30 protein-coding genes are annotated in these 25,521 nt (G+C 68.2%); all 30 read left to right on the top strand.

The features are described 5' to 3' along the window. Window positions 1–98 precede the first annotated feature (98 nt). The 30 genes from rplA (at window position 99) to rplO (ending at window position 25,400) form a co-directional block, all read left to right on the top strand. A complete protein-coding gene (gene rplA, locus FE251_RS13385) occupies window positions 99–815 on the top strand; it encodes a 50S ribosomal protein L1 (protein WP_139071853.1) in 717 nt (238 codons plus the stop codon). A gap of 300 nt (window positions 816–1,115) precedes the next feature. Further along, a complete protein-coding gene (gene rplJ, locus FE251_RS13380; RefSeq protein ID WP_139071852.1) occupies window positions 1,116–1,640 on the top strand; it encodes a 50S ribosomal protein L10 in 525 nt (174 codons plus the stop codon). A 74-nt stretch (window positions 1,641–1,714) separates the two neighbouring features. Continuing rightward, a complete protein-coding gene (gene rplL / locus FE251_RS13375; protein ID WP_139071851.1) occupies window positions 1,715–2,104 on the top strand; it encodes a 50S ribosomal protein L7/L12 in 390 nt (129 codons plus the stop codon). A gap of 403 nt (window positions 2,105–2,507) precedes the next feature. After that, on the top strand, window positions 2,508–6,023 hold the full coding sequence (rpoB, locus tag FE251_RS13370) for a DNA-directed RNA polymerase subunit beta (protein ID WP_139071850.1): 3,516 nt from the start codon (window positions 2,508–2,510) through the stop codon (window positions 6,021–6,023). Between the two features lie 92 nt (window positions 6,024–6,115). Beyond that, window positions 6,116–10,006: a DNA-directed RNA polymerase subunit beta' gene (locus FE251_RS13365; RefSeq protein ID WP_139949027.1), complete on the top strand. Its 3,891-nt coding sequence runs from the start codon at window positions 6,116–6,118 to the stop codon at window positions 10,004–10,006. A 277-nt stretch (window positions 10,007–10,283) separates the two neighbouring features. Further along, window positions 10,284–10,658 carry a 30S ribosomal protein S12 gene (gene rpsL / locus FE251_RS13360; RefSeq protein ID WP_110852524.1) on the top strand — a complete coding sequence of 125 codons (375 nt, stop codon included), beginning with the start codon at window positions 10,284–10,286 and terminating at the stop codon, window positions 10,656–10,658. Further along, a complete protein-coding gene (gene rpsG, locus FE251_RS13355) occupies window positions 10,658–11,128 on the top strand; it encodes a 30S ribosomal protein S7 (protein WP_139071849.1) in 471 nt (156 codons plus the stop codon). The genes rpsL and rpsG overlap by 1 nt, the downstream gene beginning before the upstream one ends. Window positions 11,129–11,176: 48 nt before the next feature. Then, the gene (gene fusA, locus FE251_RS13350; protein WP_139071848.1) at window positions 11,177–13,279 is read left to right on the top strand and encodes an elongation factor G; all 2,103 of its coding nucleotides are present in this window, start codon (window positions 11,177–11,179) and stop codon (window positions 13,277–13,279) included. 117 nt (window positions 13,280–13,396) lie between these two features. Further along, on the top strand, window positions 13,397–14,590 hold the full coding sequence (gene tuf / locus FE251_RS13345) for an elongation factor Tu (protein ID WP_139071847.1): 1,194 nt from the start codon (window positions 13,397–13,399) through the stop codon (window positions 14,588–14,590). Between the two features lie 1,114 nt (window positions 14,591–15,704). After that, on the top strand, window positions 15,705–16,013 hold the full coding sequence (gene rpsJ, locus FE251_RS13340) for a 30S ribosomal protein S10 (protein WP_110852528.1): 309 nt from the start codon (window positions 15,705–15,707) through the stop codon (window positions 16,011–16,013). Window positions 16,014–16,024: 11 nt separating this feature from the next. Next, window positions 16,025–16,693, top strand: coding sequence for a 50S ribosomal protein L3 (rplC, locus tag FE251_RS13335; protein ID WP_139071846.1), 669 nt, complete (start codon window positions 16,025–16,027; stop codon window positions 16,691–16,693). A gap of 2 nt (window positions 16,694–16,695) precedes the next feature. Then, a complete protein-coding gene (rplD, locus tag FE251_RS13330) occupies window positions 16,696–17,349 on the top strand; it encodes a 50S ribosomal protein L4 (protein WP_139071845.1) in 654 nt (217 codons plus the stop codon). Then, a complete protein-coding gene (gene rplW, locus FE251_RS13325) occupies window positions 17,346–17,651 on the top strand; it encodes a 50S ribosomal protein L23 (RefSeq protein WP_139071844.1) in 306 nt (101 codons plus the stop codon). The genes rplD and rplW overlap by 4 nt, the downstream gene beginning before the upstream one ends. 34 nt (window positions 17,652–17,685) lie before the next feature. Further along, the gene (rplB, locus tag FE251_RS13320) at window positions 17,686–18,522 is read left to right on the top strand and encodes a 50S ribosomal protein L2 (RefSeq protein ID WP_139071843.1); all 837 of its coding nucleotides are present in this window, start codon (window positions 17,686–17,688) and stop codon (window positions 18,520–18,522) included. Window positions 18,523–18,540: 18 nt separating this feature from the next. Beyond that, window positions 18,541–18,822, top strand: a complete 282-nt coding sequence (rpsS, locus tag FE251_RS13315) for a 30S ribosomal protein S19 (RefSeq protein ID WP_122824923.1) — start codon at window positions 18,541–18,543, stop codon at window positions 18,820–18,822. A 50-nt stretch (window positions 18,823–18,872) separates the two neighbouring features. Further along, complete coding sequence (rplV, locus tag FE251_RS13310) at window positions 18,873–19,268, top strand: 50S ribosomal protein L22 (RefSeq protein WP_139071842.1); 396 nt, start codon at window positions 18,873–18,875, stop codon at window positions 19,266–19,268. Then, window positions 19,268–20,080 carry a 30S ribosomal protein S3 gene (gene rpsC / locus FE251_RS13305; RefSeq protein WP_139071841.1) on the top strand — a complete coding sequence of 271 codons (813 nt, stop codon included), beginning with the start codon at window positions 19,268–19,270 and terminating at the stop codon, window positions 20,078–20,080. The genes rplV and rpsC overlap by 1 nt, the downstream gene beginning before the upstream one ends. A gap of 5 nt (window positions 20,081–20,085) precedes the next feature. Continuing rightward, the gene (rplP, locus tag FE251_RS13300; RefSeq protein WP_139071840.1) at window positions 20,086–20,505 is read left to right on the top strand and encodes a 50S ribosomal protein L16; all 420 of its coding nucleotides are present in this window, start codon (window positions 20,086–20,088) and stop codon (window positions 20,503–20,505) included. Beyond that, the gene (rpmC, locus tag FE251_RS13295; RefSeq protein WP_139071839.1) at window positions 20,505–20,744 is read left to right on the top strand and encodes a 50S ribosomal protein L29; all 240 of its coding nucleotides are present in this window, start codon (window positions 20,505–20,507) and stop codon (window positions 20,742–20,744) included. Before rplP ends, rpmC begins: the two co-directional genes overlap by 1 nt. Window positions 20,745–20,749: 5 nt before the next feature. Beyond that, entirely contained in the window at window positions 20,750–21,031 is a 282-nt protein-coding gene (rpsQ, locus tag FE251_RS13290; protein ID WP_139071838.1) for a 30S ribosomal protein S17, read from the top strand. 140 nt (window positions 21,032–21,171) lie between these two features. Next, window positions 21,172–21,540 (top strand): 50S ribosomal protein L14, encoded by a 369-nt coding sequence (rplN, locus tag FE251_RS13285; RefSeq protein WP_139071837.1) that lies wholly within the window; start codon window positions 21,172–21,174, stop codon window positions 21,538–21,540. Window position 21,541: 1 nt separating this feature from the next. Next, on the top strand, window positions 21,542–21,883 hold the full coding sequence (rplX, locus tag FE251_RS13280; RefSeq protein WP_139071836.1) for a 50S ribosomal protein L24: 342 nt from the start codon (window positions 21,542–21,544) through the stop codon (window positions 21,881–21,883). 1 nt (window position 21,884) lies between these two features. Continuing rightward, on the top strand, window positions 21,885–22,454 hold the full coding sequence (gene rplE / locus FE251_RS13275; protein WP_139071835.1) for a 50S ribosomal protein L5: 570 nt from the start codon (window positions 21,885–21,887) through the stop codon (window positions 22,452–22,454). Between the two features lies 1 nt (window position 22,455). After that, window positions 22,456–22,641 carry a type Z 30S ribosomal protein S14 gene (locus FE251_RS13270; RefSeq protein WP_110852541.1) on the top strand — a complete coding sequence of 62 codons (186 nt, stop codon included), beginning with the start codon at window positions 22,456–22,458 and terminating at the stop codon, window positions 22,639–22,641. Between the two features lie 58 nt (window positions 22,642–22,699). Next, window positions 22,700–23,098: a 30S ribosomal protein S8 gene (rpsH, locus tag FE251_RS13265; protein WP_139071834.1), complete on the top strand. Its 399-nt coding sequence runs from the start codon at window positions 22,700–22,702 to the stop codon at window positions 23,096–23,098. Between the two features lie 19 nt (window positions 23,099–23,117). Further along, complete coding sequence (gene rplF, locus FE251_RS13260) at window positions 23,118–23,657, top strand: 50S ribosomal protein L6 (protein WP_139071833.1); 540 nt, start codon at window positions 23,118–23,120, stop codon at window positions 23,655–23,657. Continuing rightward, on the top strand, window positions 23,657–24,031 hold the full coding sequence (gene rplR, locus FE251_RS13255) for a 50S ribosomal protein L18 (RefSeq protein ID WP_139071832.1): 375 nt from the start codon (window positions 23,657–23,659) through the stop codon (window positions 24,029–24,031). The genes rplF and rplR overlap by 1 nt, the downstream gene beginning before the upstream one ends. Window positions 24,032–24,065: 34 nt before the next feature. Then, entirely contained in the window at window positions 24,066–24,740 is a 675-nt protein-coding gene (gene rpsE / locus FE251_RS13250; RefSeq protein ID WP_139949026.1) for a 30S ribosomal protein S5, read from the top strand. Next, a complete protein-coding gene (gene rpmD / locus FE251_RS13245) occupies window positions 24,740–24,922 on the top strand; it encodes a 50S ribosomal protein L30 (protein ID WP_139071831.1) in 183 nt (60 codons plus the stop codon). Before rpsE ends, rpmD begins: the two co-directional genes overlap by 1 nt. Before the next feature lies 1 nt (window position 24,923). Beyond that, window positions 24,924–25,400: a 50S ribosomal protein L15 gene (gene rplO, locus FE251_RS13240; protein WP_139071830.1), complete on the top strand. Its 477-nt coding sequence runs from the start codon at window positions 24,924–24,926 to the stop codon at window positions 25,398–25,400. Window positions 25,401–25,521 lie beyond the last annotated feature (121 nt).

The following is a 25,521-nucleotide window of genomic DNA, read 5'->3' as shown; positions in this document are numbered from 1 at the left end:
GACGCCTCCCGCGTCCACCGTTCCCGGCGCCCCGGCGCCATGTGGCAGGGTCCGCGCGGACCCGCAGACCACACCTGCTTGACCAGAGGAGAAGCAGCATGACCACGCGCAGCAAGAACTACCGCTCGGCGGCCGAGAAGATCGACCGCTCGCAGGTCTACGCCCCGCTCGAGGCCGTCCGCCTCGCCAAGGCCGGCGCGACCGCCAAGTTCGACTCGACCGTCGAGGTCGCCTTCCGTCTCGGCGTCGACCCCCGCAAGGCCGACCAGATGGTCCGCGGCACCGTGAGCCTGCCCCACGGCACCGGCAAGACCGCCCGCGTCATCGTCTTCGCCGTCGGTGAGCGTGCGGCGCAGGCCGAGGCCGCCGGCGCCGACGTCGTCGGTGGCGACGAGCTCATCGAGAAGGTCGCCGGCGGCTGGACGGACTTCGACGCCGCCGTCGCCACCCCGGACCTCATGGGCAAGGTCGGTCGTCTCGGCCGCGTCCTGGGCCCCCGCGGCCTCATGCCCAACCCGAAGACGGGCACGGTGACCATGGACGTCGCCAAGGCCGTCAACGAGATCAAGGGCGGCCGGATCGAGTTCCGTGTCGACAAGAACTCCAACCTGCACTTCATCATCGGCAAGGCCTCCTTCTCCGACGAGCAGCTCGTCGAGAACTACGCCGCCGCCCTGGACGAGATCCTGCGTCTCAAGCCGTCCTCCTCGAAGGGCCGCTACATCTCCAAGGCGACGATGACGACGACGATGGGCCCGGGCATCCCGCTCGACGCGACCCTGACCCGCAACCTCGCGTCGGACAGCCCGTCCTGACCTGAGCTCTGACAGCGCCCCGACCCTCCCGAGGGTCGGGGCGCTGTCGTTTCTCCCTGTGCGGTGCGGCACAGTCGGTCCCACGCACTTGGAGCCGCGGCGCCGGCGGGGTAGTGTTGCTCCTGCCCAAGACCGCCGGTCTCCCGTCAGCCATGACGGGCCGAAGTCCGCAGCTAGCGGAGCCAGCGCAGGTGAACATGAGACGCCGTCTCGCGACGAGCGCCCCGTGCACACGCTGCGCGGGGCTTTTTTCTTGCTCGCGGCCCTCACTCTCCGGCGGCACGATCGAAAAGGAGGGCCATGGCGAGGCCTGACAAGGTGGCGGCAGTCACCGAGCTCACGCAGCAGCTGCGTGAGGCGAACGCCGTCGTGCTCACCGAGTACCGCGGGCTCAGCGTCGGCCAGCTCAAGGAGCTGCGCCGCTCGCTCGGCAGCAATGCCAGCTACGCCGTGGTGAAGAACACGCTCACCGCGATCGCGGCCAAGGAGGCGGGTCTCGGCGAGCTCGAGAGCCAGCTCAACGGCCCGACCGCGATCGCCTTCGTCACGGGCGAGCCCGTCGAGGCGGCCAAGGGTCTGCGTGACTTCGCCAAGACCAACCCCCAGCTCGTCATCAAGGGCGGTGTCCTCGAGGGACGCATGCTGTCGGCGCAGGACGTCGACAAGCTTGCGAGCCTCGAGAGCCGCGAGGTGCTGCTGGGCAAGGCTGCTGGCGCGTTCAAGGCAGCGCTCTACCAGGCTGCTTACCTGTTCACCGCGCCGGCCACCCAGGCTGCGCGCACCATCGAGGCCCTTCGCGAGAAGCAGGCCGCCGACGCTGCCTGAGGCATCGGCACCCCCACCCACCCTGCTCCACGCAGTACCAGCACGGGCAGACAGATAGGAAGGAACGCCCCATTATGGCGAAGCTCACCACCGAGGAGCTCATCGAGGCCTTCAAGGAGCTCACCCTCATCGAGCTCTCCGAGTTCGTGAAGCAGTTCGAGGAGACCTTCGAGGTCACCGCTGCTGCTCCGGTCGCGGTTGCCGCGGCCGCCCCGGCCGGCGGCGGCGACGCCGGCGCGGCCGAGGAGGAGAAGTCGGAGTTCGACGTCGTCCTCGAGGCCATCGGCGACAAGAAGATCCAGGTCATCAAGGAGGTCCGCGCGCTCACGAGCCTCGGCCTCAAGGAGGCCAAGGACCTCGTCGACTCGGCCCCCAAGGCCGTGCTCGAGGGCGTCGACAAGGACACCGCGGAGAAGGCGAAGGCGGCCCTCGAGGGCGCCGGCGCGACCGTCGCCGTCAAGTGACCTCTCACTGACACCTGAGCCTCACGGCTCACGCTCACGGCCCGGTACCCCCAGGGGTGCCGGGCCGTCGGCGTCCCCGGGGCCGCGCCCGTCGCGCGGGGGAGCGGTCCGCAGCGGCTCGGCGGGCGGGCCACGCACGCCGATGTGCAACGAAACGGCAACGACCCGCGCGCCGGCGCTTCACGCACAAGCCCTCATGGCGTATGGTGGGCGCCGTTGGCCCTGAGTCTTCAGCGTGATGGAGCGCTGGACACAGCCCTGCCTGCGCATGTATGCTATCGCTTTGCGCTGACTTCTGCCTGCCCGCCAGCCGTCCTCGGCCATGCCCGACTCTTCGGGCTCGTGACGGCGAGCCAGTCACCATCAGCGCAGTGTGCACACAATTCGCAGGGAAGGACCCCCTTTGGCTGCCTCGCGCACCTCTTCTGTTCCCACCGCTGAAGACATTGCCGCACGGACCGCATCGCGCCGCGTCTCGTTCGCAAAGATCCACGAGCCGCTCCAGGCACCCGACCTGCTCGGCCTGCAGACCGAGAGCTTCGACTGGCTGCTCGGCAACCCGGCCTGGCGCGCCCGCGTCTCCGCCGCCATCGAGCGGGGCGACAAGAACGTCCCGCAGACCTCGGGCCTCGAGGAGATCTTCTCGGAGATCTCCCCGATCGAGGACTTCGGCCAGTCGATGTCGCTGTCCTTCAACGACCACCGCTTCGAGCCGCCGAAGTACACGCCGGAGGAGTGCAAGGAGAAGGACTTCACCTACGCGGCCCCGCTGTTCGTCACGGCGGAGTTCACGAACTACGAGACCGGTGAGATCAAGTCGCAGACGGTCTTCATGGGCGACTTCCCGCTCATGACCGAGCGCGGCACGTTCATCATCAACGGCACCGAGCGCGTCGTCGTCTCCCAGCTGGTCCGTTCCCCGGGTGTGTACTTCGAGCGCTCCGCGGACAAGACGTCCGACAAGGACATCTTCACGACGAAGGTCATCCCCTCGCGTGGCGCCTGGCTCGAGTTCGAGATCGACAAGCGCGACGCCGTCGGCATCCGCATCGACCGCAAGCGCAAGCAGTCCATCACGGTCTTCCTGCGCGCCCTCGGCATGACCGAGAGCGAGATCCGCGAGGAGTACGCGGACTACCCCGTCCTGCTCGAGACGCTCGAGAAGGACAACGTCTCCACGCAGGAGGAAGCCCTCCTCGACATCTACCGCAAGGTGCGTCCGGGCGAGCCCCCGACGGTCGAGGCCGGCAAGAACCTGCTGGAGAACTACTACTTCAACCCCAAGCGCTACGACCTCGCCAAGGTCGGCCGCTACAAGGTGAACAAGAAGCTGGGCACGGACGCGGACCTCTCCGAGTCGGTGCTGCGCGTCGAGGACATCAAGGCCGCCGTGCGCTACCTCCTCGCCCTCCACAAGGGTGAGACGGAGTACACCGTCGACCGCGACGGCGAGCAGGTCACGGTGCGCGTCGAGACCGACGACATCGACCACTTCGGCAACCGGCGCATCCGCTCGGTCGGCGAGCTCATCCAGAACCAGATCCGCACGGGTCTGTCCCGGATGGAGCGCGTCGTGCGCGAGCGCATGACGACGCAGGACGTCGAGGCGATCACGCCGCAGACCCTCATCAACATCCGACCGGTCGTCGCCTCCATCAAGGAGTTCTTCGGCACGTCGCAGCTGTCGCAGTTCATGGACCAGAACAACCCGCTGGCCGGGCTGACGCACAAGCGGCGTCTCAACGCCCTCGGCCCCGGTGGTCTGTCCCGTGACCGCGCGGCCATGGAGGTCCGTGACGTCCACCCGTCGCACTACGGCCGCATGTGCCCGATCGAGACCCCTGAGGGTCCGAACATCGGCCTCATCGGCTCGCTGGCGACCTTCGCCCGGATCAACCCGTTCGGCTTCGTCGAGACCCCGTACCGCCGGGTCGTCGACGGCCGGGTGACCGACGACGTCGACTACCTCACCGCCGACGACGAGGACCGCTACGTCATCGCCCAGGCCAACGCCAAGGTGGACGAGGACGGCAAGTTCGTCGAGGACCAGGTCCTCGTCCGCGAGAGCGGCGGCAGCGGCGAGATGGCGACCGTGTCGCCCGACGAGATCGACTACATGGACGTCTCGGCGCGCCAGATGGTCTCCGTCGCCACCGCGATGATCCCGTTCCTCGAGCACGACGACGCCAACCGCGCCCTCATGGGTGCGAACATGCAGCGCCAGGCCGTGCCGCTGGTGCGCAGCGAGGCTCCGCTCGTCGGCACCGGCCTCGAGCGCCGCGCGGCGGTCGACGCCGGCGACGTCATCACCGCGACCAAGGCCGGTGTCGTCTCCGAGGTCTCGGCCGACGCCATCCACGTGGCCGCGGACGACGGCACGACCCAGATCTACCGGGTCGCGAAGTTCCGCCGCTCCAACCAGGGCACCTCCTACAACCAGCGCGTGCTGGCCAACGAGGGTGACCGCGTCGAGGTCGGCTCCGCGCTGGCCGACGGCCCGGCGACCGACGAGGGCGAGCTCGCGCTCGGCAAGAACCTCCTCGTCGCGTTCATGTCGTGGGAGGGCCACAACTACGAGGACGCGATCATCCTGTCGCAGCGCCTCGTGTCCGAGGACGTCCTCACCTCGATCCACATCGAGGAGCACGAGGTCGACGCCCGCGACACGAAGCTCGGCCCCGAGGAGATCACCCGGGACATCCCGAACGTCTCCGAGGACGTCCTCGCCGACCTCGACGAGCGCGGCATCATCCGCATCGGCGCCGAGGTCTCCGCGGGCGACATCCTCGTCGGCAAGGTCACCCCGAAGGGTGAGACCGAGCTGACCAGCGAGGAGCGCCTCCTGCGCGCGATCTTCGGTGAGAAGGCCCGCGAGGTCCGCGACACCTCCCTCAAGGTGCCCCACGGTGAGTCCGGGACGGTCATCGGCATCCAGGAGTTCAACGCGGACGAGGACGACGAGCTGCCCGCCGGCGTCAACCAGATGGTGCGGGTCTACATCGCCCAGCGCCGCAAGGTCACCGACGGCGACAAGCTCGCCGGGCGTCACGGCAACAAGGGTGTCATCGCCAAGATCCTGCCCGAGGAGGACATGCCCTTCCTCGAGGACGGGACCCCGGTCGACATCATCCTCAACCCGCTCGGCGTGCCCGGCCGTATGAACGTCGGCCAGGTGCTCGAGACCCACCTCGGGTGGGTCGCCAAGCGCGGGTGGGACGCGACGGACGCCCCGCGCGGCGAGGGTGCGTGGGTCGAGGACCTGCCGGAGGAGGCCCTCGTGGGTGCCCCCGGCACCCCGGTCGCCACCCCGGTCTTCGACGGCATCCACGAGCACGAGCTCACCGGCCTGCTCGGGCACACCACCCCGAACCGCGACGGCGTGCGCATGGTCGGCACCGACGGCAAGGCCCGCCTCTTCGACGGCCGCTCCGGCGAGCCGTTCCCGGAGCCGGTCGCCGTGGGCTACATGTACATCCTCAAGCTCCACCACCTCGTGGACGACAAGATCCACGCCCGGTCCACCGGTCCGTACTCGATGATCACCCAGCAGCCGCTCGGTGGTAAGGCGCAGTTCGGTGGCCAGCGCTTCGGTGAGATGGAGGTGTGGGCCCTGGAGGCCTACGGCGCCGCGTACGCGCTGCAGGAGCTCCTCACCATCAAGTCCGACGACATCCCCGGTCGCGTCAAGGTCTACGAGGCGATCGTCAAGGGCGAGAACATCCCCGAGCCCGGCATCCCCGAGTCCTTCAAGGTGCTCATGAAGGAGATGCAGTCGCTGTGCCTGAACGTCGAGGCGCTCGACGCGGAGGGCAACGCCATCGAGCTGCGTGACGCCGACGAGGAGGTGTACCGCGCTGCAGACGAGCTCGGTATCGACCTGTCCCGTCGTCCGGACGCCAGCAGCGTCGACGACATCTAGTGGCCGCGGCTGCCGTGGCGTCCCCGCCACGGCAGCCTGCCGGCCCCTTGTTTGGATTCCACACGGTGACTCGCCGAAGGAAGTAGGAAACCTTGCTCGACGTCAATGTCTTCGACCAGCTCCACATCGGACTGGCCACGGCATCGGATATCCGTGGCTGGTCGCACGGAGAGGTCAAGAAGCCCGAGACGATCAACTACCGCACGCTCAAGCCGGAGAAGGACGGCCTGTTCTGCGAGCGGATCTTCGGTCCCACCAGGGACTGGGAGTGCAACTGCGGCAAGTACAAGCGCGTGCGCTACAAGGGCATCATCTGTGAGCGCTGTGGCGTTGAGGTCACGCGCTCCAAGGTGCGCCGTGAGCGGATGGGCCACATCGAGCTCGCCGCTCCCGTCACCCACATCTGGTACTTCAAGGGCGTGCCCTCGCGCCTCGGTTACCTCCTCAACCTCGCCCCGAAGGACCTCGAGAAGGTCATCTACTTCGCGGCGTACATGATCACCGAGGTCGACGAGGAGGGGCGTCACGAGGACCTGCCCAGCCTCCAGAACGAGATCGACCTGGAGAAGCAGGACGTCGAGCGCAAGCGCGACACCGACATCGAGGCGCGCGCCAAGCGCCTGGAGGAGGACCTCGCCGAGCTCGAGCAGGCCGGCGCGAAGGCCGACGCCCGCGAGAAGCTGCGCAAGTCCGCCGAGCGCGAGATGGCGCAGCTGCGCAAGCGTGCCGACCAGGACCTCGAGCGTCTCGCGACGATCTGGGACCGGTTCAAGAACCTCAAGGTCGGTGACCTCGAGGGCGACGAGCTGCTCTACCGCGAGCTCCAGAGCCGTTACGGCATCTACTTCAAGGGCTACATGGGGGCCGAGGCCATCCAGAAGCGCCTGGAGACCTTCGACCTCAAGGCGGAGTCCGACTCGCTGCGCGAGACCATCGCCACCGGCACCGGTCAGCGCAAGACCCGCGCCCTCAAGCGGCTCAAGGTCGTCAACGCGTTCCTCACGACCGACAACTCCCCGCTCGGCATGGTGCTGGACGCGGTCCCGGTCATCCCGCCGGACCTGCGTCCGATGGTCCAGCTGGACGGTGGCCGCTTCGCGACCTCCGACCTCAACGACCTCTACCGCCGCGTCATCAACCGGAACAACCGCCTCAAGCGGCTGCTCGACCTGGGCGCGCCGGAGATCATCGTCAACAACGAGAAGCGGATGCTCCAGGAGGCCGTGGACTCGCTGTTCGACAACGGCCGCCGCGGCCGCCCCGTCACCGGACCGGGCAACCGTGCGCTGAAGTCGATCTCCGACATGCTCAAGGGCAAGCAGGGCCGCTTCCGGCAGAACCTGCTCGGCAAGCGCGTCGACTACTCCGGCCGAAGCGTCATCGTCGTGGGTCCGCAGCTCAAGCTCCACCAGTGCGGTCTGCCCAAGCAGATGGCCCTCGAGCTGTTCAAGCCCTTCGTCATGAAGCGGCTCGTCGACCTCAACCACGCGCAGAACATCAAGGCCGCCAAGCGCATGGTCGAGCGCGCCCGCACCCAGGTGTGGGACGTGCTCGAGGAGGTCATCACCGAGCACCCGGTGCTGCTCAACCGCGCCCCCACGCTCCACCGTCTGGGTATCCAGGCGTTCGAGCCGCAGCTCGTCGAGGGCAAGGCGATCCAGCTCCACCCGCTCGTGTGTGGCGCCTTCAACGCCGACTTCGACGGCGACCAGATGGCGGTCCACCTGCCGCTGAGCACCGAGGCGCAGGCCGAGGCCCGCATCCTCATGCTCTCGAGCAACAACATCCTCAAGCCGTCGGACGGCCGGCCCGTGACCATGCCCACCCAGGACATGATCATCGGCCTGTTCCACCTGACCGGTGAGAAGGCAGACGCCAAGGGCGCCGGCCGGTCCTTCACCTCCCCGTCCGAGGCGCTCATGGCCTTCGACGCCGGTGAGCTGGACCTCAACGCCGTGGTGAAGATCCGCCTGGACGACATCGTCCCGCCGCGCGGCTGGACGGCTCCGGAGGGCTGGGAGCAGGGTGACCCGATCACCCTGGAGACCTCGCTCGGCCGCGCGCTGTTCAACGAGCTGCTCCCGGTGGACTACCCGTTCGTCAACGGCGTGGTGACCAAGAAGGAGCTCTCGGCGATCGTCAACGACCTCGCGGAGCGCTACCCCAAGGTCGACGTCGCGGCGAGCCTCGACGCGCTCAAGGAGGCCGGCTTCTACTGGGCCACCCGCTCGGGCGTGACGATCGCCATCTCCGACGTCGTCGCCCCGGACGCCAAGGCCAAGATCCTCGAGGGCTACGAGGAGAAGGCGCAGAAGGTCCAGCGCGAGTACGACCTCGGTCGTCGCAGCGAGGAGGAGCGTCGCTCCGAGCTCATCGACATCTGGACCCAGGCGACCAACGAGGTCGACGAGGCCATGCGGGTGAACTTCCCGCAGGACAACAACATCTTCCGGATGGTGTCCTCCGGTGCCCGTGGTAACTGGCACCAGGTCCGTCAGATCGCGGGTATGCGTGGTCTGGTGGCCGACCCCAAGGGTCAGATCATCCCGCGTCCGATCAAGTCGAACTACCGCGAGGGCCTGTCCGTCCTCGAGTACTTCACCGCGACGCACGGCGCCCGTAAGGGCCTGGCGGACACCGCACTGCGCACCGCCGACTCCGGGTACCTCACCCGTCGTCTGGTGGACGTGTCGCAGGACGTCATCGTCCGTGAGGACGACTGTGGGACCTCGCTCGGCCTCACCATGCCGATCGCCGCGCCGGACTCCTCCGGGAAGCTCCAGCGCGTCGACACGGTGGAGACCAGCGTCTACGCCCGCACCATCGCCCAGGACGTGACGGCGCCGGACGGCACCGTCGTCGCCGAGGCCGGTGCGGACGCCGGGGACGTCCTCATCGCCAAGCTCATCGAGGCCGGCGTCTCGGAGGTGAAGGTCCGCTCGGTCCTCACCTGCCAGTCCCGCGTCGGCACGTGCGCGAGGTGCTACGGCCGTTCGCTGGCCACCGGCAAGCTCGTCGACATCGGCGAGGCCGTCGGCATCATCGCCGCGCAGTCCATCGGTGAGCCCGGTACCCAGCTGACGATGCGTACCTTCCACACCGGTGGTGCGGCCTCCGCCGACGACATCACCCAGGGTCTGCCGCGTATCCAGGAGCTCTTCGAGGCCCGCACCCCCAAGGGTGAGGCCCCGATCAGCGAGGCGGCCGGCCGGGTGAAGATCGACGACAGCGAGCGCACCCGCAAGATCGTCGTCGTCCGCGACGACGGCGGTGAGGACCTGTCCTACCCGGTGTCCAAGCGCATGCGTCTGCTGGTCGAGGACGGCGAGCACGTGGCCGTCGGCCGCCAGCTCGGCGCCGGCGCCGTCGACCCGAAGAAGGTCCTGCGCATCCTCGGCCCGCGCGCGGTGCAGAAGCACCTCGTCGACCAGGTCCAGGAGGTCTACCGCTCGCAGGGCGTGGACATCCACGACAAGCACGTCGAGGTCATCGTCCGCCAGATGCTCAAGCGCGTGACCGTGCTCGACTCCGGCGACTCCCGGCTCCTGCCGGGTGAGCTGGCGGAGCGCTCGCGCTTCGAGGACGAGAACCGTCGCACCGTGTCCGAGGGCGGCACCCCCGCCTCCGGGCGTCCCGAGCTCATGGGCATCACGAAGGCCTCGCTCGCGACCGAGTCGTGGCTCTCGGCGGCCTCCTTCCAGGAGACCACCAAGGTGCTCACCGAGGCCGCGATGAGCAGCCGGCGTGACCCGCTGCTCGGCCTCAAGGAGAACGTCATCCTCGGAAAGCTCATCCCCGCGGGGACCGGCCTGCCCCGGTACCGGAACGTGGCGGTCGAGCCCACCGAGGAGGCGAAGGCCAAGGCCTTCTCCCAGATGGGTTACAACGAGCTGGACTTCGTCCAGGGCGGTTCGGACCCGATCGTCCTCGAGGAGCTGGACTTCGGTCCGGACTCCTTCGGGGTCGACTTCCGGGGAGTCTGACACCGGCCGTGGGGCGGCCCCCGGGCCGCCCCACGGACCACCCGGCGTGACGGACGTCAAGCCGCCACGCTTTGACGCGATAAACAGCCGCAGAGTACGCTACTGGGCGGTGCCCGCGACATCGGGTCCCTCGTGCGTGCGTGTGAACCGCAGGCTCGGCGACACTCCCGAGTGCGGGGGACAGGGTCGGCAGTCAGGCCGCCCGGTGTCATGCCGGCGGCCCACCCGGTCCGCCGGGCGAACATCAAGCAGAGAACACATCCGAGACGGAGACGTAGTGCCCACGATTCAGCAGCTGGTCCGCAAGGGCCGCAGCGTCAAGACCTCGACGTCGAAGACGCCTGCCCTCAAGGGCAGCCCTCAGCGGCGCGGGGTGTGCACCCGTGTGTACACGACGACCCCGAAGAAGCCGAACTCGGCCCTTCGCAAGGTCGCACGTGTGCGCCTGTCCAGCGGGATCGAGGTCACGGCCTACATCCCGGGCGTCGGCCACAACCTCCAGGAGCACTCCATCGTGCTCGTCCGCGGCGGGCGCGTGAAGGACCTGCCCGGCGTTCGCTACAAGATCGTGCGCGGCGCACTGGACACCCAGGGTGTCCGTGGGCGTCAGCAGGCTCGCAGCCGTTACGGCGCGAAGAAGGAGAAGAAGTAATGCCGCGCAAGGGCCCCGCCCCGCAGCGGACGCTCGTGGTCGACCCGGTCTACGGGTCCCCGGTCGTCACGCAGCTCGTCAACCGCATCCTCAAGGACGGCAAGAAGTCGACCGCCGAGCGGATCGTCTACGACGCCCTCGAGGGCGTTCGTCAGAAGACCGACGGTGACCCCACCGTCGTCCTCAAGCGTGCGCTCGAGAACGTGCGTCCCTCCCTCGAGGTCCGTTCCCGCCGTGTCGGTGGCGCCACCTACCAGGTCCCCGTCGAGGTCCGCCCGGTCCGCGCCACCACGCTGGCCCTGCGCTGGCTCGTGGACTACGCCCGCGCCCGCCGCGAGAAGACGATGACCGAGCGCCTCATGAACGAGATCCTCGACGCGTCCAACGGTCTGGGTGCCGCGGTGAAGCGTCGCGAGGACACCCACAAGATGGCCGAGTCCAACCGGGCCTTCGCGCACTACCGCTGGTAGTCGCCGCCTCCTCGCCCTGCACCCGCAATCGACTGAAGAGAGTCTCCTGTGGCACTTGACGTGCTGACCGACCTGACCAGGGTCCGCAACATCGGCATCATGGCGCACATCGACGCCGGCAAGACGACGACGACCGAGCGGATCCTGTTCTACACGGGCATCAACTACAAGCTCGGCGAGACCCACGACGGCGCGTCGACGATGGACTGGATGGAGCAGGAGCAGGAGCGGGGTATCACCATCACCTCCGCCGCCACGACCTGCTTCTGGCGCGACAACCAGATCAACATCATCGACACCCCGGGTCACGTCGACTTCACCGTCGAGGTGGAGCGCTCCCTGCGCGTGCTCGACGGGGCCGTCGCGGTGTTCGACGGCAAGGAGGGCGTCGAGCCCCAGTCGGAGACCGTGTGGCGGCAGGCCGACAAGTACAACGTCCCGCGGATCTGCTTCGTCAACAAGATGGACAAGCTCGGCGCGGACTTCTTCTTCACCGTGCAGACCATCAAGGACCGCCTCAAGGCGAAGCCGCTGGTCATGCAGGTGCCGATCGGCTCCGAGTCCGACTTCATCGGCGTCGTCGACGTTGTGCACCGGCGCGCGCTCACGTGGCGTGGCGAGGTGCAGAAGGGCGAGGACTACGCGATCGAGGAGATCCCCGCGGACCTCGTCGACCTCGTGGAGAAGTACCGCTCCGAGCTCATCGAGCAGGTCGCCGAGTCCGACGAGGCGCTGCTCGACAAGTACCTCGGCGGCGAGGAGCTCTCCATCGAGGAGATCAAGAAGGGCGTCCGCGCCCTCACGGTCACCGGTGAGGCCTTCCCGGTCTTCTGTGGCTCGGCGTTCAAGAACAAGGGCGTGCAGCCCATCCTCGACGCCGTCCTGGACTACCTGCCCTCCCCGCTCGACGTCCCCGCCGTCGAGGGCCACGCCGTCGGCAACGAGGAGGAGATCCTCATCCGCCGGCCGAGCGAGGACGAGCCGTTCTCCGCGCTGGCCTTCAAGGTCGCGGTGCACCCGTTCTTCGGCAAGCTCACCTACGTCCGCGTGTACTCCGGTACCGCCTCGCAGGGCGCCCAGGTCCTCAACTCGACCAAGGGCAAGAAGGAGCGCGTCGGCAAGCTCTTCCAGATGCACTCCAACAAGGAGAACCCGGTCGAGGAGGCCCACGCGGGCCACATCTACGCGTTCATCGGCCTCAAGGACACCACCACCGGTGACACCCTGTGCGCCCAGGACGCCCCGATCGTCCTCGAGTCGATGAGCTTCCCCGAGCCCGTGATCCACGTGGCCGTGGAGCCCAAGACCAAGGGTGACCAGGAGAAGCTCGGCACCGCGATCCAGAAGCTCGCCGAGGAGGACCCGACCTTCACCGTCCGCCTGGACGAGGAGACCGGCCAGACCGTCCTCGGCGGTATGGGCGAGCTTCACCTCGACGTCCTCGTCGACCGCATGCGTCGCGAGTTCAAGGTCGAGGCGAACGTCGGCAAGCCGCAGGTCGCCTACCGCGAGACCATCCGCCGCAAGGTGGAGAAGATCGACTACACGCACAAGAAGCAGACCGGTGGCTCCGGCCAGTTCGCGAAGGTCCAGGTGACCCTCGAGCCCCTCGACACTGCCGAGGGCGAGCTGTACGAGTTCGAGAACAAGGTCACCGGTGGCCGCATCCCGCGTGAGTACATCCCCAGCGTCGACGCCGGTATGCAGGACGCGATGCAGAACGGTGTGCTCGCCGGCTACCCGCTCGTGGGTATCAAGGCCACCCTGCTCGACGGCGCCTACCACGAGGTCGACTCCTCGGAGATGGCCTTCAAGATCGCCGGGTCGATGGTGCTGAAGGAGGGCGTCCGCAAGGCGGACCCCGTCCTCCTCGAGCCGGTCATGGACGTCGAGGTGCGTACGCCCGAGGAGTACATGGGTGACGTCATCGGCGACCTCAACTCCCGTCGTGGGATGATCCAGTCCATGACGGACGCGACCGGCATCAAGGTCGTTCGCGCCCTGGTGCCGCTGTCCGAGATGTTCGGCTACGTCGGTGACCTGCGTTCCAAGACGCAGGGCCGCGCGGTGTACTCGATGCAGTTCGACAGCTACGCCGAGGTCCCTCGGAACGTTGCCGAGGAGATCATCAAGAAGACCCGGGGCGAGTGAGTCCCACAGGTCGATCCAGCAGTACCCGTTAAACAACCGACCCGTAGGGCTCGCTCCCCGCAGGCGCATCCGCACCTGTTGAGAGCAGACAACTACCCGAGTCCCAGGAGGACACAAGTGGCGAAGGCCAAGTTCGAGCGGACCAAGCCGCACGTCAACATCGGCACGATCGGTCACGTCGACCACGGTAAGACGACGCTGACCGCGGCCATCTCGAAGGTGCTGGCGGACAAGTACCCGGACCTGAACGAGTTCACCCCGTTCGACCAGGTCGACAACGCTCCCGAGGAGCGTCAGCGCGGTATCACGATCAACGTCTCGCACGTCGAGTACCAGACGGAGAAGCGTCACTACGCTCACGTCGACGCTCCCGGTCACGCGGACTACATCAAGAACATGATCACCGGTGCCGCCCAGATGGACGGCGCGATCCTCGTGGTCGCCGCGACCGACGGTCCGATGGCCCAGACGCGTGAGCACGTCCTGCTCGCCCGCCAGGTCGGCGTGCCCTACGTCCTCGTCGCGCTGAACAAGTCCGACATGGTCGACGACGAGGAGATCCTCGAGCTCGTCGAGGTCGAGGTCCGCGACCTGCTCTCCAGCCAGGGCTTCCCCGGCGACGACGCCCCCGTCGTGCGCGTCTCCGCGCTCAAGGCCCTCGAGGGTGACCCGAAGTGGGTCGCCGCCGTCGAGGAGCTCATGGACGCCGTGGACGAGAACGTCCCGACCCCCGAGCGTGACGTCGACAAGCCGTTCCTCATGCCCATCGAGGACGTCTTCACGATCACCGGCCGCGGCACCGTGGTCACCGGTCGTGTCGAGCGTGGCACGCTCAAGGTCAACGACGAGGTCGAGATCGTCGGCATCAAGGAGAAGAACCTCAAGACGACCGTCACCGGCGTCGAGATGTTCCGCAAGCTCCTCGACACCGCCGAGGCCGGCGAGAACGTCGGTCTGCTCCTGCGCGGCATCAAGCGCGAGGACGTCGAGCGCGGCCAGGTCGTGTGCAAGCCGGGTTCCATCACCCCGCACACCGACTTCGAGGCCCAGGTCTACATCCTCAACAAGGACGAGGGCGGGCGTCACAACCCGTTCTACTCGAACTACCGTCCGCAGTTCTACTTCCGCACCACGGACGTCACCGGCGTCATCCAGCTGCCCGAGGGCACCGAGATGGTCATGCCCGGCGACAACACCGAGATGACGGTCAGCCTCATCCAGCCGATCGCGATGGAGGAGGGCCTCGGCTTCGCCATCCGTGAGGGTGGCCGCACCGTTGGCTCCGGCCGCGTCACCAAGATCCTCAAGTGATCTCCCGCCGGACGTGAGTCCGGCACCCCGAAGGGCCCGGCGAGCACCGCTCGCCGGGCCCTTCGCCCTTTCTGCCCAAGCCCCCCGCCGAGGCTCCGGACACCCCAAGCCCCAGCCGGCCCCCACGCCCCCGAGCACCCGCCTCCCCTCTCCCCCCCCGGGGCCCCCGCCGGCAACCCCCCGCGCCGACAGCCGACTTCTGCGCGAGAGCCGACTTCTGTGCGACAGCCGACTTCTGCACGAGAGCCGACTTCTGTGCGACAGCCGACTTCGGCACGAGAGCGGGACTTTGTCGCGAGAGCTGGATCGTGCGCAACAACGGAGCTGCGGGCGTGAGCGGGCTTCTTCGCTCGAGCGGTGCTCCGGACGAGGCCACGGACCGCAGGCCGGCCGGCACGGTACCGCTGTGGCCTCAGTGAGGTGCGGGCGCGCTTCGTACTTTCCGTCCGAGGTCGTTCGAAACATCAGTGCACCCGTGAATGGAATGTGCGACCTCGCAGGCAGTCAGCTCGCGCGCGGAAGTCCGCTCTCGCGCGGAAGTCGGCTCTCGCGCGGAAGTCGGCTCTCGCGCGGAAGTCCGCTCTCGCGCGGAAGTCGGCTGTCGCGCGGAAGTCGGCTGTCGCGGGGGAGGGCGGTGTAGGTGTGGGGCGGGGGAGGGCGGTGTAGGTGTGGGGCGGGGGAGGCCTGTGGGGGCCGGGTGAGGGCCGGCGGGGGTGGGCGGGGTGGGTGGGCGAGGTCACGGGAGGGCGTCTCGTCAAGGAGGCGCGCGGGCTGGTAGAGTTTGTCGTTGGCCGCGGTCACGCTGGCCCGCGCGTCGGGCAGCCGGCCGCAGCACACCTCGTCGGGGAGCTCCGCGTTTCCCCGATGACCAAGAACACACCGGCGTTCGCCGGACTCGATTCGCCATGCGGCGTGTCGGTCTGGCAGACTGTTCCGGTTGCCTGGGACCGAGTGTCCCGAGCAAAGATCCGAGTCGGGCCCCGAGCCCAGGCTCCACAGCAAGTACAAGGGCCCCGCATCGACGATGCGCCGCGGTCAGGTGTGAGCGTCACAGGCGACACGCCCGAGCGCGGGGGACGGTAACAGAGCGGTACGAGAGAGGTTAGACGACGCCATGGCGGGACAGAAGATCCGCATCAGGCTCAAGTCCTACGACCACGAAGTCATCGACAGCTCGGCGCGCAAGATCGTCGACACGGTGACTCGCGCTGGTGCGACGGTCGTGGGTCCGGTGCCGCTGCCGACGGAGAAGAACGTCTTCGTCGTCATTCGCTCACCGCACAAGTACAAGGACAGCCGCGAGCAGTTCGAGATGCGCACTCACAAGCGCCTCATCGACATCATCGACCCGACGCCGAAGGCCGTTGACTCGCTCATGCGGCTCGACCTGCCCGCTGACGTCAACATCGAGATCAAGCTCTGAGGTTCCCGCAAATGACTACCTTTACCAAGCAGGCTGCGGGCACGCCGGTCACGGCGCTGCTCGGCACGAAGCTCGGCATGACCCAGGTGTGGGACGAGGCAGGGCGCCTCGTTCCCGTCACGGTCGTGCAGGTCGGCACCAACGTGGTGACCCAGCTTCGTACCGAGGAGACCGACGGCTACAGCGCCGTCCAGCTGGCCTTCGGCGAGATCGACCCGCGCAAGGTCACCCAGCCCCTCAAGGGCCACTTCGAGAAGGCGGGCACGACGCCGCGCCGCTACGTCGCGGAGATCCGCACCTCTGAGGCCGACGGGTTCTCCGTCGGTCAGGAGCTGCGTGCGGACGCGTTCGAGGCCGGCACCGTCGTCGACGTCATCGGCACCACCAAGGGCAAGGGAACCGCGGGCGTCATGAAGCGCCACGGCTTCTCCGGCGTCGGTGCCTCCCACGGTGCGCACCGCAACCACCGCAAGCCCGGCTCGATCGGCGGGGCCTCGACCCCGGGTCGCGTCTTCAAGGGTCTGCGCATGGCCGGTCGCATGGGCAACAAGCGCCAGACCACCCAGAACCTCAAGATCCACGCCGTCGACGTCGAGAAGGGCCTGCTGCTGATCACCGGCGCGGTCCCGGGCCCGAAGCACGGCGTCGTGGTCGTCCGTACCGCCGTGAAGGGGGCGTGACCATGGCTGACACCCAGACCGTGGATGTCCTGGATGCCGCAGGCAAGAAGACCGGCTCCGCCGAGCTGCCTGCCGCCATCTTCGACGTCCCCACGAACGTTCCGCTGATCCACCAGGTCGTCGTCGCCCAGCTCGCCGCAGCGCGTCAGGGCACCGCGAAGACCAAGACCCGCGGCGAGGTCCGCGGTGGTGGTCGCAAGCCGTACCGCCAGAAGGGCACCGGCCGCGCCCGTCAGGGCTCGACCCGCGCTCCGCAGTACGCCGGCGGTGGCGTCGTCCACGGCCCGGTGCCGCGCGACTACACCCAGCGCACCCCCAAGAAGATGAAGGCTGCCGCCCTCCGTGGCGCCCTCTCCGACCGGGCCCGCGCCGGCCGCGTGCACGTCGTCAGCTCGCTCGTCTCCGCCGAGACCCCCTCGACCGCCGCCGCGCTCACCGCGCTGCGCAACATCGTCGAGGACCGCAGCGCGCTCATCGTGGTCCGTCGCGACGACGAGCTCACGGTCAAGTCGCTGCGCAACGTGCCCAGCACCCACCTCATCTGGGTCGACCAGCTGAACACCTACGACGTCCTCGTCAACGACGACGTCGTGTTCACCGCCGCCGCTCTCGAGGAGCTCCTCGGTGCGGGTTCGCGCGAGGAGGATGACAAGTGAGCGTCGAGCACAACAAGAACCCCCGGGACGTCATCGTCGCCCCGGTGGTCTCGGAGAAGAGCTACAGCCTTATCGACGAGGGGAAGTACACCTTCCTCGTCGACCCGCGCTCGAACAAGACCGAGATCAAGAACGCCGTCGAGGCGATCTTCGGAGTCAAGGTCAGCTCGGTGAACACGGCCAACCGCAAGGGCAAGACCCGGCGGACCCGTACCGGCCTCGGCAAGCGCAAGGACACCAAGCGCGCCATCGTGACGCTGCGCGAGGGCACCATCGACATCTTCGGTGAAGTCGCCGGCTGACGCCGCGTACTGGAGAGATTGAGGATCGACACCCATGGCAATCCGTAAGTACAAGCCGACGTCGCCGGGCCGCCGCGGCTCGAGCGTGGCCGACTTCGTCGAGATCACCCGGTCGCAGCCGGAGAAGTCGCTGGTCCGCCCGCTGAGCAAGAGCGGCGGGCGCAACAGCACCGGCCGCATCACCACCCGTCACAAGGGTGGCGGCCACAAGCGCGCCTACCGCGTCATCGACTTCCGTCGCCACGACAAGGACGGCGTCCCCGCGAAGGTCGCTCACATCGAGTACGACCCCAACCGCACCGCGCGCATCGCGCTCCTGCACTACGCCGACGGCGAGAAGCGCTACATCATCGCGCCGAACAAGCTGACGCAGGGCGCGGTCATCGAGAACGGCCCCGGGGCCGACATCAAGCCGGGCAACAACCTGCCGCTGCGCAACATCCCCGTCGGCACGGTCATCCACGCGATCGAGCTCAAGCCGGGCGGCGGCGCCAAGATCGCCCGCTCCGCGGGTGCCTCGGTCCAGCTCGTCGCCCGCGAGGGCACGATGGCCACGCTGCGTATGCCCTCGGGCGAGATCCGCATGGTCGACTCCCGCTGCCGCGCCACCATCGGCGAGGTCGGCAACGCCGAGCAGTCCAACATCAACTGGGGCAAGGCCGGCCGCATGCGCTGGAAGGGCAAGCGCCCGACCGTCCGTGGTGTCGCGATGAACCCGGTCGACCACCCCCACGGTGGTGGTGAGGGCAAGACCTCCGGTGGTCGCCACCCGGTCAGCCCCTGGGGTCAGGTCGAGGGCCGGACCCGCCGTCCGAACAAGCCGAGCGACCAGCTCATCGTGCGCCGCCGGCGCACCGGCAAGAAGCGCTGAGAGTAGGAGTACGACGAGATGCCTCGCAGCCTGAAGAAGGGTCCCTTCGTCGACGGCCACCTGCTCAAGAAGGTGGACGCCGCGAACGAGACCGGCTCCAAGAACGTCATCAAGACCTGGTCCCGACGGTCGGTCATCACGCCCGACTTCCTGGGCCACACCTTCGCGGTCCACGACGGCCGCAAGCACGTCCCGGTCTTCGTCACCGAGTCGATGGTCGGCCACAAGCTGGGGGAGTTCGCCCCGACCCGCACCTACCGCGGGCACGACAAGGACGACCGCAAGGCCCGTCGCCGCTGAGGCGACAGGCAACCCAGCAACCCGAACATCCGACAAGTAAGGCAGGAATGATGGAAGCCAAGGCGCAGGCGCGATATGTGCGCGTCACGCCCCTCAAGGCTCGGCGCGTCGTGGACACCATCCGTGGACAGCGCGCCACCGAGGCCGTGACGGTGCTGCAGTTCGCCCCCCAGGCGGTTGCCGAGACGGTGCGTAAGGTCGTGGAGAGCGCGATCGCCAACGCGCGCGTCAAGGCTGACCAGGCCGGCGAGGCGTTCGACGAGAACGCTCTCGTCATCAGCGCTGCTTACGTGGACGAGGGTCCGACGCTCAAGCGTTTCCGGCCGCGTGCCAAGGGCAGCGCGAGCCGCATCCTCAAGCGGACCAGCCACATCACGGTCTACGTGGGCGACGACAACGACGGCGCGAGCTCTTCCGCCGCTGGAACGAAGGGGAGGACCCGCTAGTGGGTCAGAAGGTCAACCCGACCGGGTTCCGGCTCGGCATCACCACGGACCACCGTTCCCGGTGGTTCGCTGACAGCACCAAGCCTGGTCAGCGCTACCGGGACTACGTCCGCGAGGACGTCGCCATCCGCAAGCTCATGGCCTCCGGCCTCGAGCGGGCCGGCATCTCCAAGGTCGACATCGAGCGCACCCGTGACCGGGTCCGCGTCGACCTGCACACCGCGCGTCCGGGCATCGTCATCGGTCGCCGCGGCGCCGAGGCCGACCGCCTGCGCGGCGAGCTGGAGAAGCTCACGGGCAAGCAGGTGCAGCTGAACATCCTCGAGGTCAAGAACCCCGAGATCGACGCTCAGCTCGTCGCCCAGGGCATCGCCGAGCAGCTCGCGAGCCGCGTGTCCTTCCGCCGTGCGATGCGCAAGGGCATGCAGTCCGCCCAGCGCGCCGGCGCCAAGGGCATCCGGGTCCAGTGCTCCGGCCGTCTCGGCGGCGCCGAGATGTCCCGCTCGGAGTTCTACCGCGAGGGCCGCGTGCCGCTGCACACCCTCCGCGCGAACATCGACTACGGCTTCTTCGAGGCCCGCACCACCTTCGGCCGCATCGGCGTCAAGGTGTGGATCTACAAGGGCGACCAGACCGAGCGCGAGTTCGCTCGCGAGCAGGCCGACGCCGCTCCCCGTGGCCGTGGCCGTGCCGCCGCCGGTGACCGGCCGCGTGGCCGTCGTCCCGAGGGTCGCGGTCCCCGGTCCGAGCAGACCGAGGGCGCGTCCGCTCCGCAGGACGCCGCCCCCGCCGAGTCAGGAACGGAGGCCTGAGCGAGATGCTCATCCCCCGGCGGACCAAGTTCCGCAAGCAGCACCACCCCAAGCGCTCCGGCGTCTCCAAGGGTGGCACCGAGATCGCCTTCGGTGACTACGGCATCCAGGCTCTCGAGCCGGCCTACGTCACCAACCGGCAGATCGAGGCCGCCCGTATCGCCATGACCCGTCACATCAAGCGTGGCGGCAAGGTGTGGATCAACGTCTTCCCGGACCGCCCGCTCACCAAGAAGCCGGCCGAGACCCGCATGGGTTCCGGTAAGGGTTCGCCCGAGTGGTGGGTGGCCAACGTCAAGCCCGGCCGTGTGCTCTTCGAGCTGGCCGGCGTCCCCGAGGAGCTCGCCCGCGAGGCACTGTCTCGCGCGCAGCACAAGCTCCCGATGAAGACCCGTTTTGTGCGCCGTGAGGGTGGTGAAGGCTGATGGCTATCGGTTCGAAGGGCATGACCCCGGTCGACCTGGACGAGATGACCGACGAGACCCTGGCCGAGAAGCTTGCCGAGGCCAAGGAGGAGCTGTTCAAGCTCCGTTTCTCCTCGGCAACCGGACAGCTGGAGGACCACGGTCGGCTCAAGGCTGTGCGGCGTGACATCGCCCGCATCTACACCATCGTGCACGAGCGCGAGCTCGGCATCCGCACCGCGCCCAGCAGCGAGAAGTGATCGATATGAGCGAGAACACCGCAGAGACCACCACTGAGCGCAACGACCGCAAGGTTCGCCGTGGCTACGTCGTGTCCGACAAGATGGACAAGACCGTCGTCGTCGAGGTCGAGGACCGCGTCAAGCACCCGCTGTACGGCAAGGTCATCCGCCGCACCAGCAAGGTCAAGGCGCACGACGAGACCAACTCGGCCGGCGTCGGCGACCTCGTTCGCATCATGGAGACCCGGCCGCTGAGCGCGACCAAGCGCTGGCGTCTCCTCGAGATCGTCGAGAAGGCGAAGTAACCCGCCGACCCACCTGGCCGGGCCCGCCCGGCCAGGTGGAACAGACAGGCAGCCCGGCGGCAGCCGGACCGAGCTGTGAAGAGAACTAGTTCACCAAGGCTCGCGCAGCACGCGAGAACCAGGTCGACAAGGAGAAACCAGTGATCCAGCAGGAGTCGCGACTCAAGGTCGCCGACAACACCGGCGCGAAGGAGATCCTCTGCGTCCGTGTGCTCGGAGGCTCCGGCCGGCGCTACGCCGGTATCGGTGACGTCATCGTCGCCACCGTCAAGGACGCCATCCCCGGCGGCAACGTGAAGAAGGGCGATGTCGTCAAGGCGGTCGTCGTGCGCACCACGAAGCAGCGTCGCCGCCCGGACGGGTCCTACATCCGCTTCGACGAGAACGCCGCCGTCATCCTCAAGGCCGACGGCGAGCCGCGCGGAACCCGCATCTTCGGCCCCGTGGGCCGCGAGCTGCGCGACAAGAAGTTCATGCGCATCGTCTCCCTCGCTCCGGAGGTGATCTGACATGGCACGGATCAAGAAGGGCGACCTCGTGGTCGTCATCGCAGGCCGTGACAAGGGCAAGCAGGGCCGTGTGCTCGAGGTCGACGTCGAGCGCTCGCGCGTCGTCGTCGAGGGTGTCCAGCGCATGAAGCGCCACACCAAGGTCGGCCAGTCCGGCCGGGGCGCGCGCACCGGTGGCATCGAGACGATCGAGGCCCCGATCCACGTCAGCAACGTCATGGTCGTCGACCCGGAGACCAAGAAGGGCACCCGGGTCGGGATTCGCACCGAGACGGTCGAGCGCGACGGCGTGGAGCGCACGCAGCGTGTCCGCGTGGCCAAGCGCTCCGGTAAGGACATCTGAGATGACTGAGACCACCACCGCAACCACGAGCCCGCGGCTCAAGCTCCGTTACCGCGAGGAGATCCGTAGCGCCCTGCGCGAGGAGTTCCAGCACGGGAACATCAACGAGGTCCCGACGCTGACCAAGGTCGTCGTCAACATGGGTGTCGGGGACGCGGCTCGCGACTCCAAGCTCATCGAGGGCGCCATTCGCGACCTCGGCCTCATCACCGGCCAGAAGCCGCAGGTGACGAAGGCCCGCAAGTCGATCGCCCAGTTCAAGCTCCGTGAGGGTCAGCCGATCGGCGCCCACGTCACGCTGCGCGGCGACCGCATGTGGGAGTTCCTCGACCGCCTGCTGTCGATCGCCCTGCCCCGTATCCGCGACTTCCGTGGGCTCTCGCCCAAGCAGTTCGACGGGAACGGCAACTACACCTTCGGTCTCAACGAGCAGTCGATGTTCCACGAGATCGACCAGGACAAGATCGACCGCGTGCGCGGCATGGACATCACGGTCGTCACCACGGCCAAGACCGATGACGAGGCCCGCTCGCTGCTCAAGCACCTCGGCTTCCCGTTCAAGGAGAACTGACGTGGCGAAGACCGCCCTGATCCAGAAGGCGAACCGCAAGCCCAAGTTCGCGGTGCGCGCCTACACCCGGTGCCAGCGGTGCGGCCGGCCGCACTCGGTCTACCGCAAGTTCGGCCTGTGCCGCATCTGCCTGCGCGAGATGGCCCTTGCGGGCCAGCTCCCGGGCATCACGAAGAGCAGCTGGTAAACGACTACGTCGTAGGTCCGGCGACCGGAAACCACGACGAGGAAGGGCCAAGGCCCCGATGACAATGACAGACCCGATCGCAGACATGCTCACGCGTCTGCGTAACGCCAACTCGGCGTACCACGAGTCGGTGACCATGCCGTACTCCAAGCTCAAGGCGAACATCGCCGAGATCCTCAAGACCGAGGGTTACATCGCCGGCTGGGAGGTCGAGGACGCGCCCGTGGGCAAGAACCTCACCCTGCAGCTGAAGTTCGGCCCGCAGCGCGAGCGTTCGCTCGCCGGCGTGCGCCGCGTCTCCAAGCCGGGACTGCGCGTGTACGCCAAGTCGACCAACCTGCCGCGCGTTCTCGGCGGCCTCGGTGTGGCCATCCTGTCCACCTCCTCCGGACTCCTCACGGACCGCGAGGCTCAGACCAAGGGCGTTGGCGGGGAAGTCCTCGCCTACGTCTGGTGATCGGGAAGGAGTAGACACTATGTCCCGCATCGGAAAGGTCCCGGTCCCGGTTCCTGCAGGCGTCGACGTCACCATCGAGGGGCGTCTCGTGACGGTCAAGGGTCCCAAGGGCACCCTGTCCCACACGGTCCCCGAGCCCATCACGGTCGTTCGCGACGACGATGGCGCGATCCTGGTGAGTCGGCCGAACGACGAGCGCGAGTCGCGGTCGCTGCACGGCCTCACCCGCACGCTCATCTCCAACCTCGTCACGGGTGTGACGCAGGGCTACGAGCGCAAGCTCGAGATCGTCGGCACGGGTTACCGCGCCGTCGCCAAGGGCAGCTCGGTCGAGCTCGCGCTCGGCTTCTCCCACCCGGTGGTCATCAACCCGCCGGAGGGCATCACGGTCACCGTCGACGCCCCGACCAAGCTCACGGTCTCCGGGATCGACAAGCAGCAGGTCGGCGAGGTCGCCGCGAACATCCGCAAGATCCGCAAGCCCGAGCCCTACAAGGGCAAGGGTGTGCGCTACGCCGGCGAGCAGGTCCGCCGCAAGGCCGGAAAGGCAGGTAAGTGATGGCTGTCACCGTCAAGAGGGCGAAGGGCAAGAACGCCGCTCGGACGCGCCGTCACATGCGTGTCCGCAAGCACATCTCCGGCACCGCGGCGCGTCCGCGGCTCGTCGTCACCCGTTCGGCGCGCCACATGGTCGCGCAGCTCGTGGACGACACCACCGGTACGACGATTGCCTCCGCCTCGACCCTCGAGGCCGACCTGCGTGCGTCCAGCGACGAGAAGGTCGCCAAGGCACGCCGCGTCGGTGAGCTCCTGGCCGAGCGGGCCAAGGCTGCCGGCATCGAGGTCGCCGTGTTCGACCGCGCCGGGAACAAGTACCACGGTCGTGTCGCGGCCGTCGCCGAAGGTGCGCGCGAGGGCGGGCTCGCCCTGTGACCCGCGTGAACGTACGAGAGCAAAGGAACATCTGATGGCTGCACCGCAGCGAAGCAGGACCGGTTCCGGTACCGGTACCGGCACCGGCGGCGAGCGCGAGCGTTCCGGCGGCCGCCGGAACGAGGGCGGCCGTCGCGGCGCCGAGCCGAGGAACGAGTTCATCGAGCGCGTCGTGACCATCAACCGCGTGTCGAAGGTCGTCAAGGGTGGTCGTCGCTTCAGCTTCACCGCCCTGGTCGTCGTCGGCGACGGTGACGGCACGGTCGGCGTTGGCTACGGCAAGGCGAAGGAGGTGCCGGCCGCCATCGCGAAGGGTGTCGAGGAGGCGAAGAAGAACTTCTTCCGCGTCCCCCGCATCCAGAAGACGATCCCGCACGCCGTCACCGGCGAGGCTGCGGCCGGCGTGGTCTTCCTGCGCCCCGCCGCCCCGGGTACCGGTGTCATCGCCGGTGGTCCGGTCCGCGCCGTCCTCGACTGCGCCGGCATCCACGACGTGCTGAGCAAGTCGCTCGGGTCCGAGAACGCGATCAACATCGTCCACGCCACCGTGCAGGCGCTGCGCAACCTCGAGCAGCCCGAGTCCGTCGCGGCCCGCCGCGGCCTCCCGCTCGAGCGCGTCGCCCCCGCCGTCATGCTCCGCCGCCGTGCGGAGGGTGAGGACAAGGTCCGCGAGGAGAAGCAGGCCGAGGCCGGGAAGGTCGGTGCCTGATGGCTCAGATCAAGGTCACGCAGACCAAGTCCGCCATCGGCGGCAAGGAGAACCAGCGCCAGACGCTGCGCACGCTCGGCCTGGGTCGTATCGGCCGTAGCGTCGTGCGTGAGGACCGTCCCGAGGTCCGCGGCATGATCACGACCGTGGCTCACCTGGTCACCGTCGAGGAGGTGGACTGACATGGCAGAGTCCAAGCAGACCCCCGCGCAGCCCCGCACCCTCAAGGTGCACCACCTGCGTCCCGCCCCGGGTGCCAAGAGCGCCAAGATCCGTGTGGGTCGTGGTGAGGGCGGCAAGCGTGGCAAGACCGCGGGTCGCGGTACCAAGGGCACCAAGGCCCGCTACCAGGTCAAGGCCGGGTTCGAGGGCGGGCAGATGCCGCTGCACATGCGGCTGCCCAAGCTCCGCGGGTTCAAGAACCCCTTCCGCGTCGAGTACCAGGTCGTCAACCTCGACCGTCTCGCCGCCCTCTACCCCGAGGGTGGTGCGGTGAACGCCGAGGACCTCGTCGCCAAGGGCGCCGTGCGCGCCAACCAGCCCGTCAAGGTGCTGGGCAGCGGCGAGATCAGCGTCAAGCTCGATGTCGTCGTCGACGCCTGGTCGGCGTCGGCGAAGGAGAAGATCGAGGCGGCAGGCGGGTCCCTGACCCAGGGCTGAGCCGTCGCACGGAAACGGGCGGTCCGGAGTTCCGGGCCGCCCGTTCTCGTCCCTGGGCGTCGTTACGTTCGCAGGGGCGTGAGCGGGTACAGTACGTGGCGGCCCAGACCGCCGTTCGGGG

It is taken from the genome of Georgenia wutianyii, from assembly GCF_006349365.1.
In the GTDB taxonomy this organism is placed as follows: domain Bacteria; phylum Actinomycetota; class Actinomycetes; order Actinomycetales; family Actinomycetaceae; genus Oceanitalea; species Oceanitalea wutianyii.
The sequence above is the reverse complement of the archived record's forward strand: the minus strand, read 5'-3'. Positions and strand labels throughout refer to the sequence as shown.

Excerpts from the sequence above, each read along its gene's own strand:
- rplA (WP_139071853.1), top strand. The coding sequence starts at position 99 with ATGACCACGCGCAGCAAGAACTACCGCTCGGCGGCCGAGAAGATCGAC.
- rplJ (WP_139071852.1), top strand. The coding sequence starts at position 1,116 with ATGGCGAGGCCTGACAAGGTGGCGGCAGTCACCGAGCTCACGCAGCAG.
- rplL (WP_139071851.1), top strand. The coding sequence starts at position 1,715 with ATGGCGAAGCTCACCACCGAGGAGCTCATCGAGGCCTTCAAGGAGCTC.
- rpsG (WP_139071849.1), top strand. The coding sequence starts at position 10,658 with ATGCCGCGCAAGGGCCCCGCCCCGCAGCGGACGCTCGTGGTCGACCCG.
- rpsJ (WP_110852528.1), top strand. The coding sequence starts at position 15,705 with ATGGCGGGACAGAAGATCCGCATCAGGCTCAAGTCCTACGACCACGAA.
- rplC (WP_139071846.1), top strand. The coding sequence starts at position 16,025 with ATGACTACCTTTACCAAGCAGGCTGCGGGCACGCCGGTCACGGCGCTG.
- rplD (WP_139071845.1), top strand. The coding sequence starts at position 16,696 with ATGGCTGACACCCAGACCGTGGATGTCCTGGATGCCGCAGGCAAGAAG.
- rplB (WP_139071843.1), top strand. The coding sequence starts at position 17,686 with ATGGCAATCCGTAAGTACAAGCCGACGTCGCCGGGCCGCCGCGGCTCG.
- rpsS (WP_122824923.1), top strand. The coding sequence starts at position 18,541 with ATGCCTCGCAGCCTGAAGAAGGGTCCCTTCGTCGACGGCCACCTGCTC.
- rplV (WP_139071842.1), top strand. The coding sequence starts at position 18,873 with ATGGAAGCCAAGGCGCAGGCGCGATATGTGCGCGTCACGCCCCTCAAG.
- rplP (WP_139071840.1), top strand. The coding sequence starts at position 20,086 with ATGCTCATCCCCCGGCGGACCAAGTTCCGCAAGCAGCACCACCCCAAG.
- rpmC (WP_139071839.1), top strand. The coding sequence starts at position 20,505 with ATGGCTATCGGTTCGAAGGGCATGACCCCGGTCGACCTGGACGAGATG.
- rpsQ (WP_139071838.1), top strand. The coding sequence starts at position 20,750 with ATGAGCGAGAACACCGCAGAGACCACCACTGAGCGCAACGACCGCAAG.
- rplX (WP_139071836.1), top strand. The coding sequence starts at position 21,542 with ATGGCACGGATCAAGAAGGGCGACCTCGTGGTCGTCATCGCAGGCCGT.
- rplE (WP_139071835.1), top strand. The coding sequence starts at position 21,885 with ATGACTGAGACCACCACCGCAACCACGAGCCCGCGGCTCAAGCTCCGT.
- rpsH (WP_139071834.1), top strand. The coding sequence starts at position 22,700 with ATGACAATGACAGACCCGATCGCAGACATGCTCACGCGTCTGCGTAAC.
- rplF (WP_139071833.1), top strand. The coding sequence starts at position 23,118 with ATGTCCCGCATCGGAAAGGTCCCGGTCCCGGTTCCTGCAGGCGTCGAC.
- rplR (WP_139071832.1), top strand. The coding sequence starts at position 23,657 with ATGGCTGTCACCGTCAAGAGGGCGAAGGGCAAGAACGCCGCTCGGACG.
- rpsE (WP_139949026.1), top strand. The coding sequence starts at position 24,066 with ATGGCTGCACCGCAGCGAAGCAGGACCGGTTCCGGTACCGGTACCGGC.
- rpmD (WP_139071831.1), top strand. The coding sequence starts at position 24,740 with ATGGCTCAGATCAAGGTCACGCAGACCAAGTCCGCCATCGGCGGCAAG.
- rplO (WP_139071830.1), top strand. The coding sequence starts at position 24,924 with ATGGCAGAGTCCAAGCAGACCCCCGCGCAGCCCCGCACCCTCAAGGTG.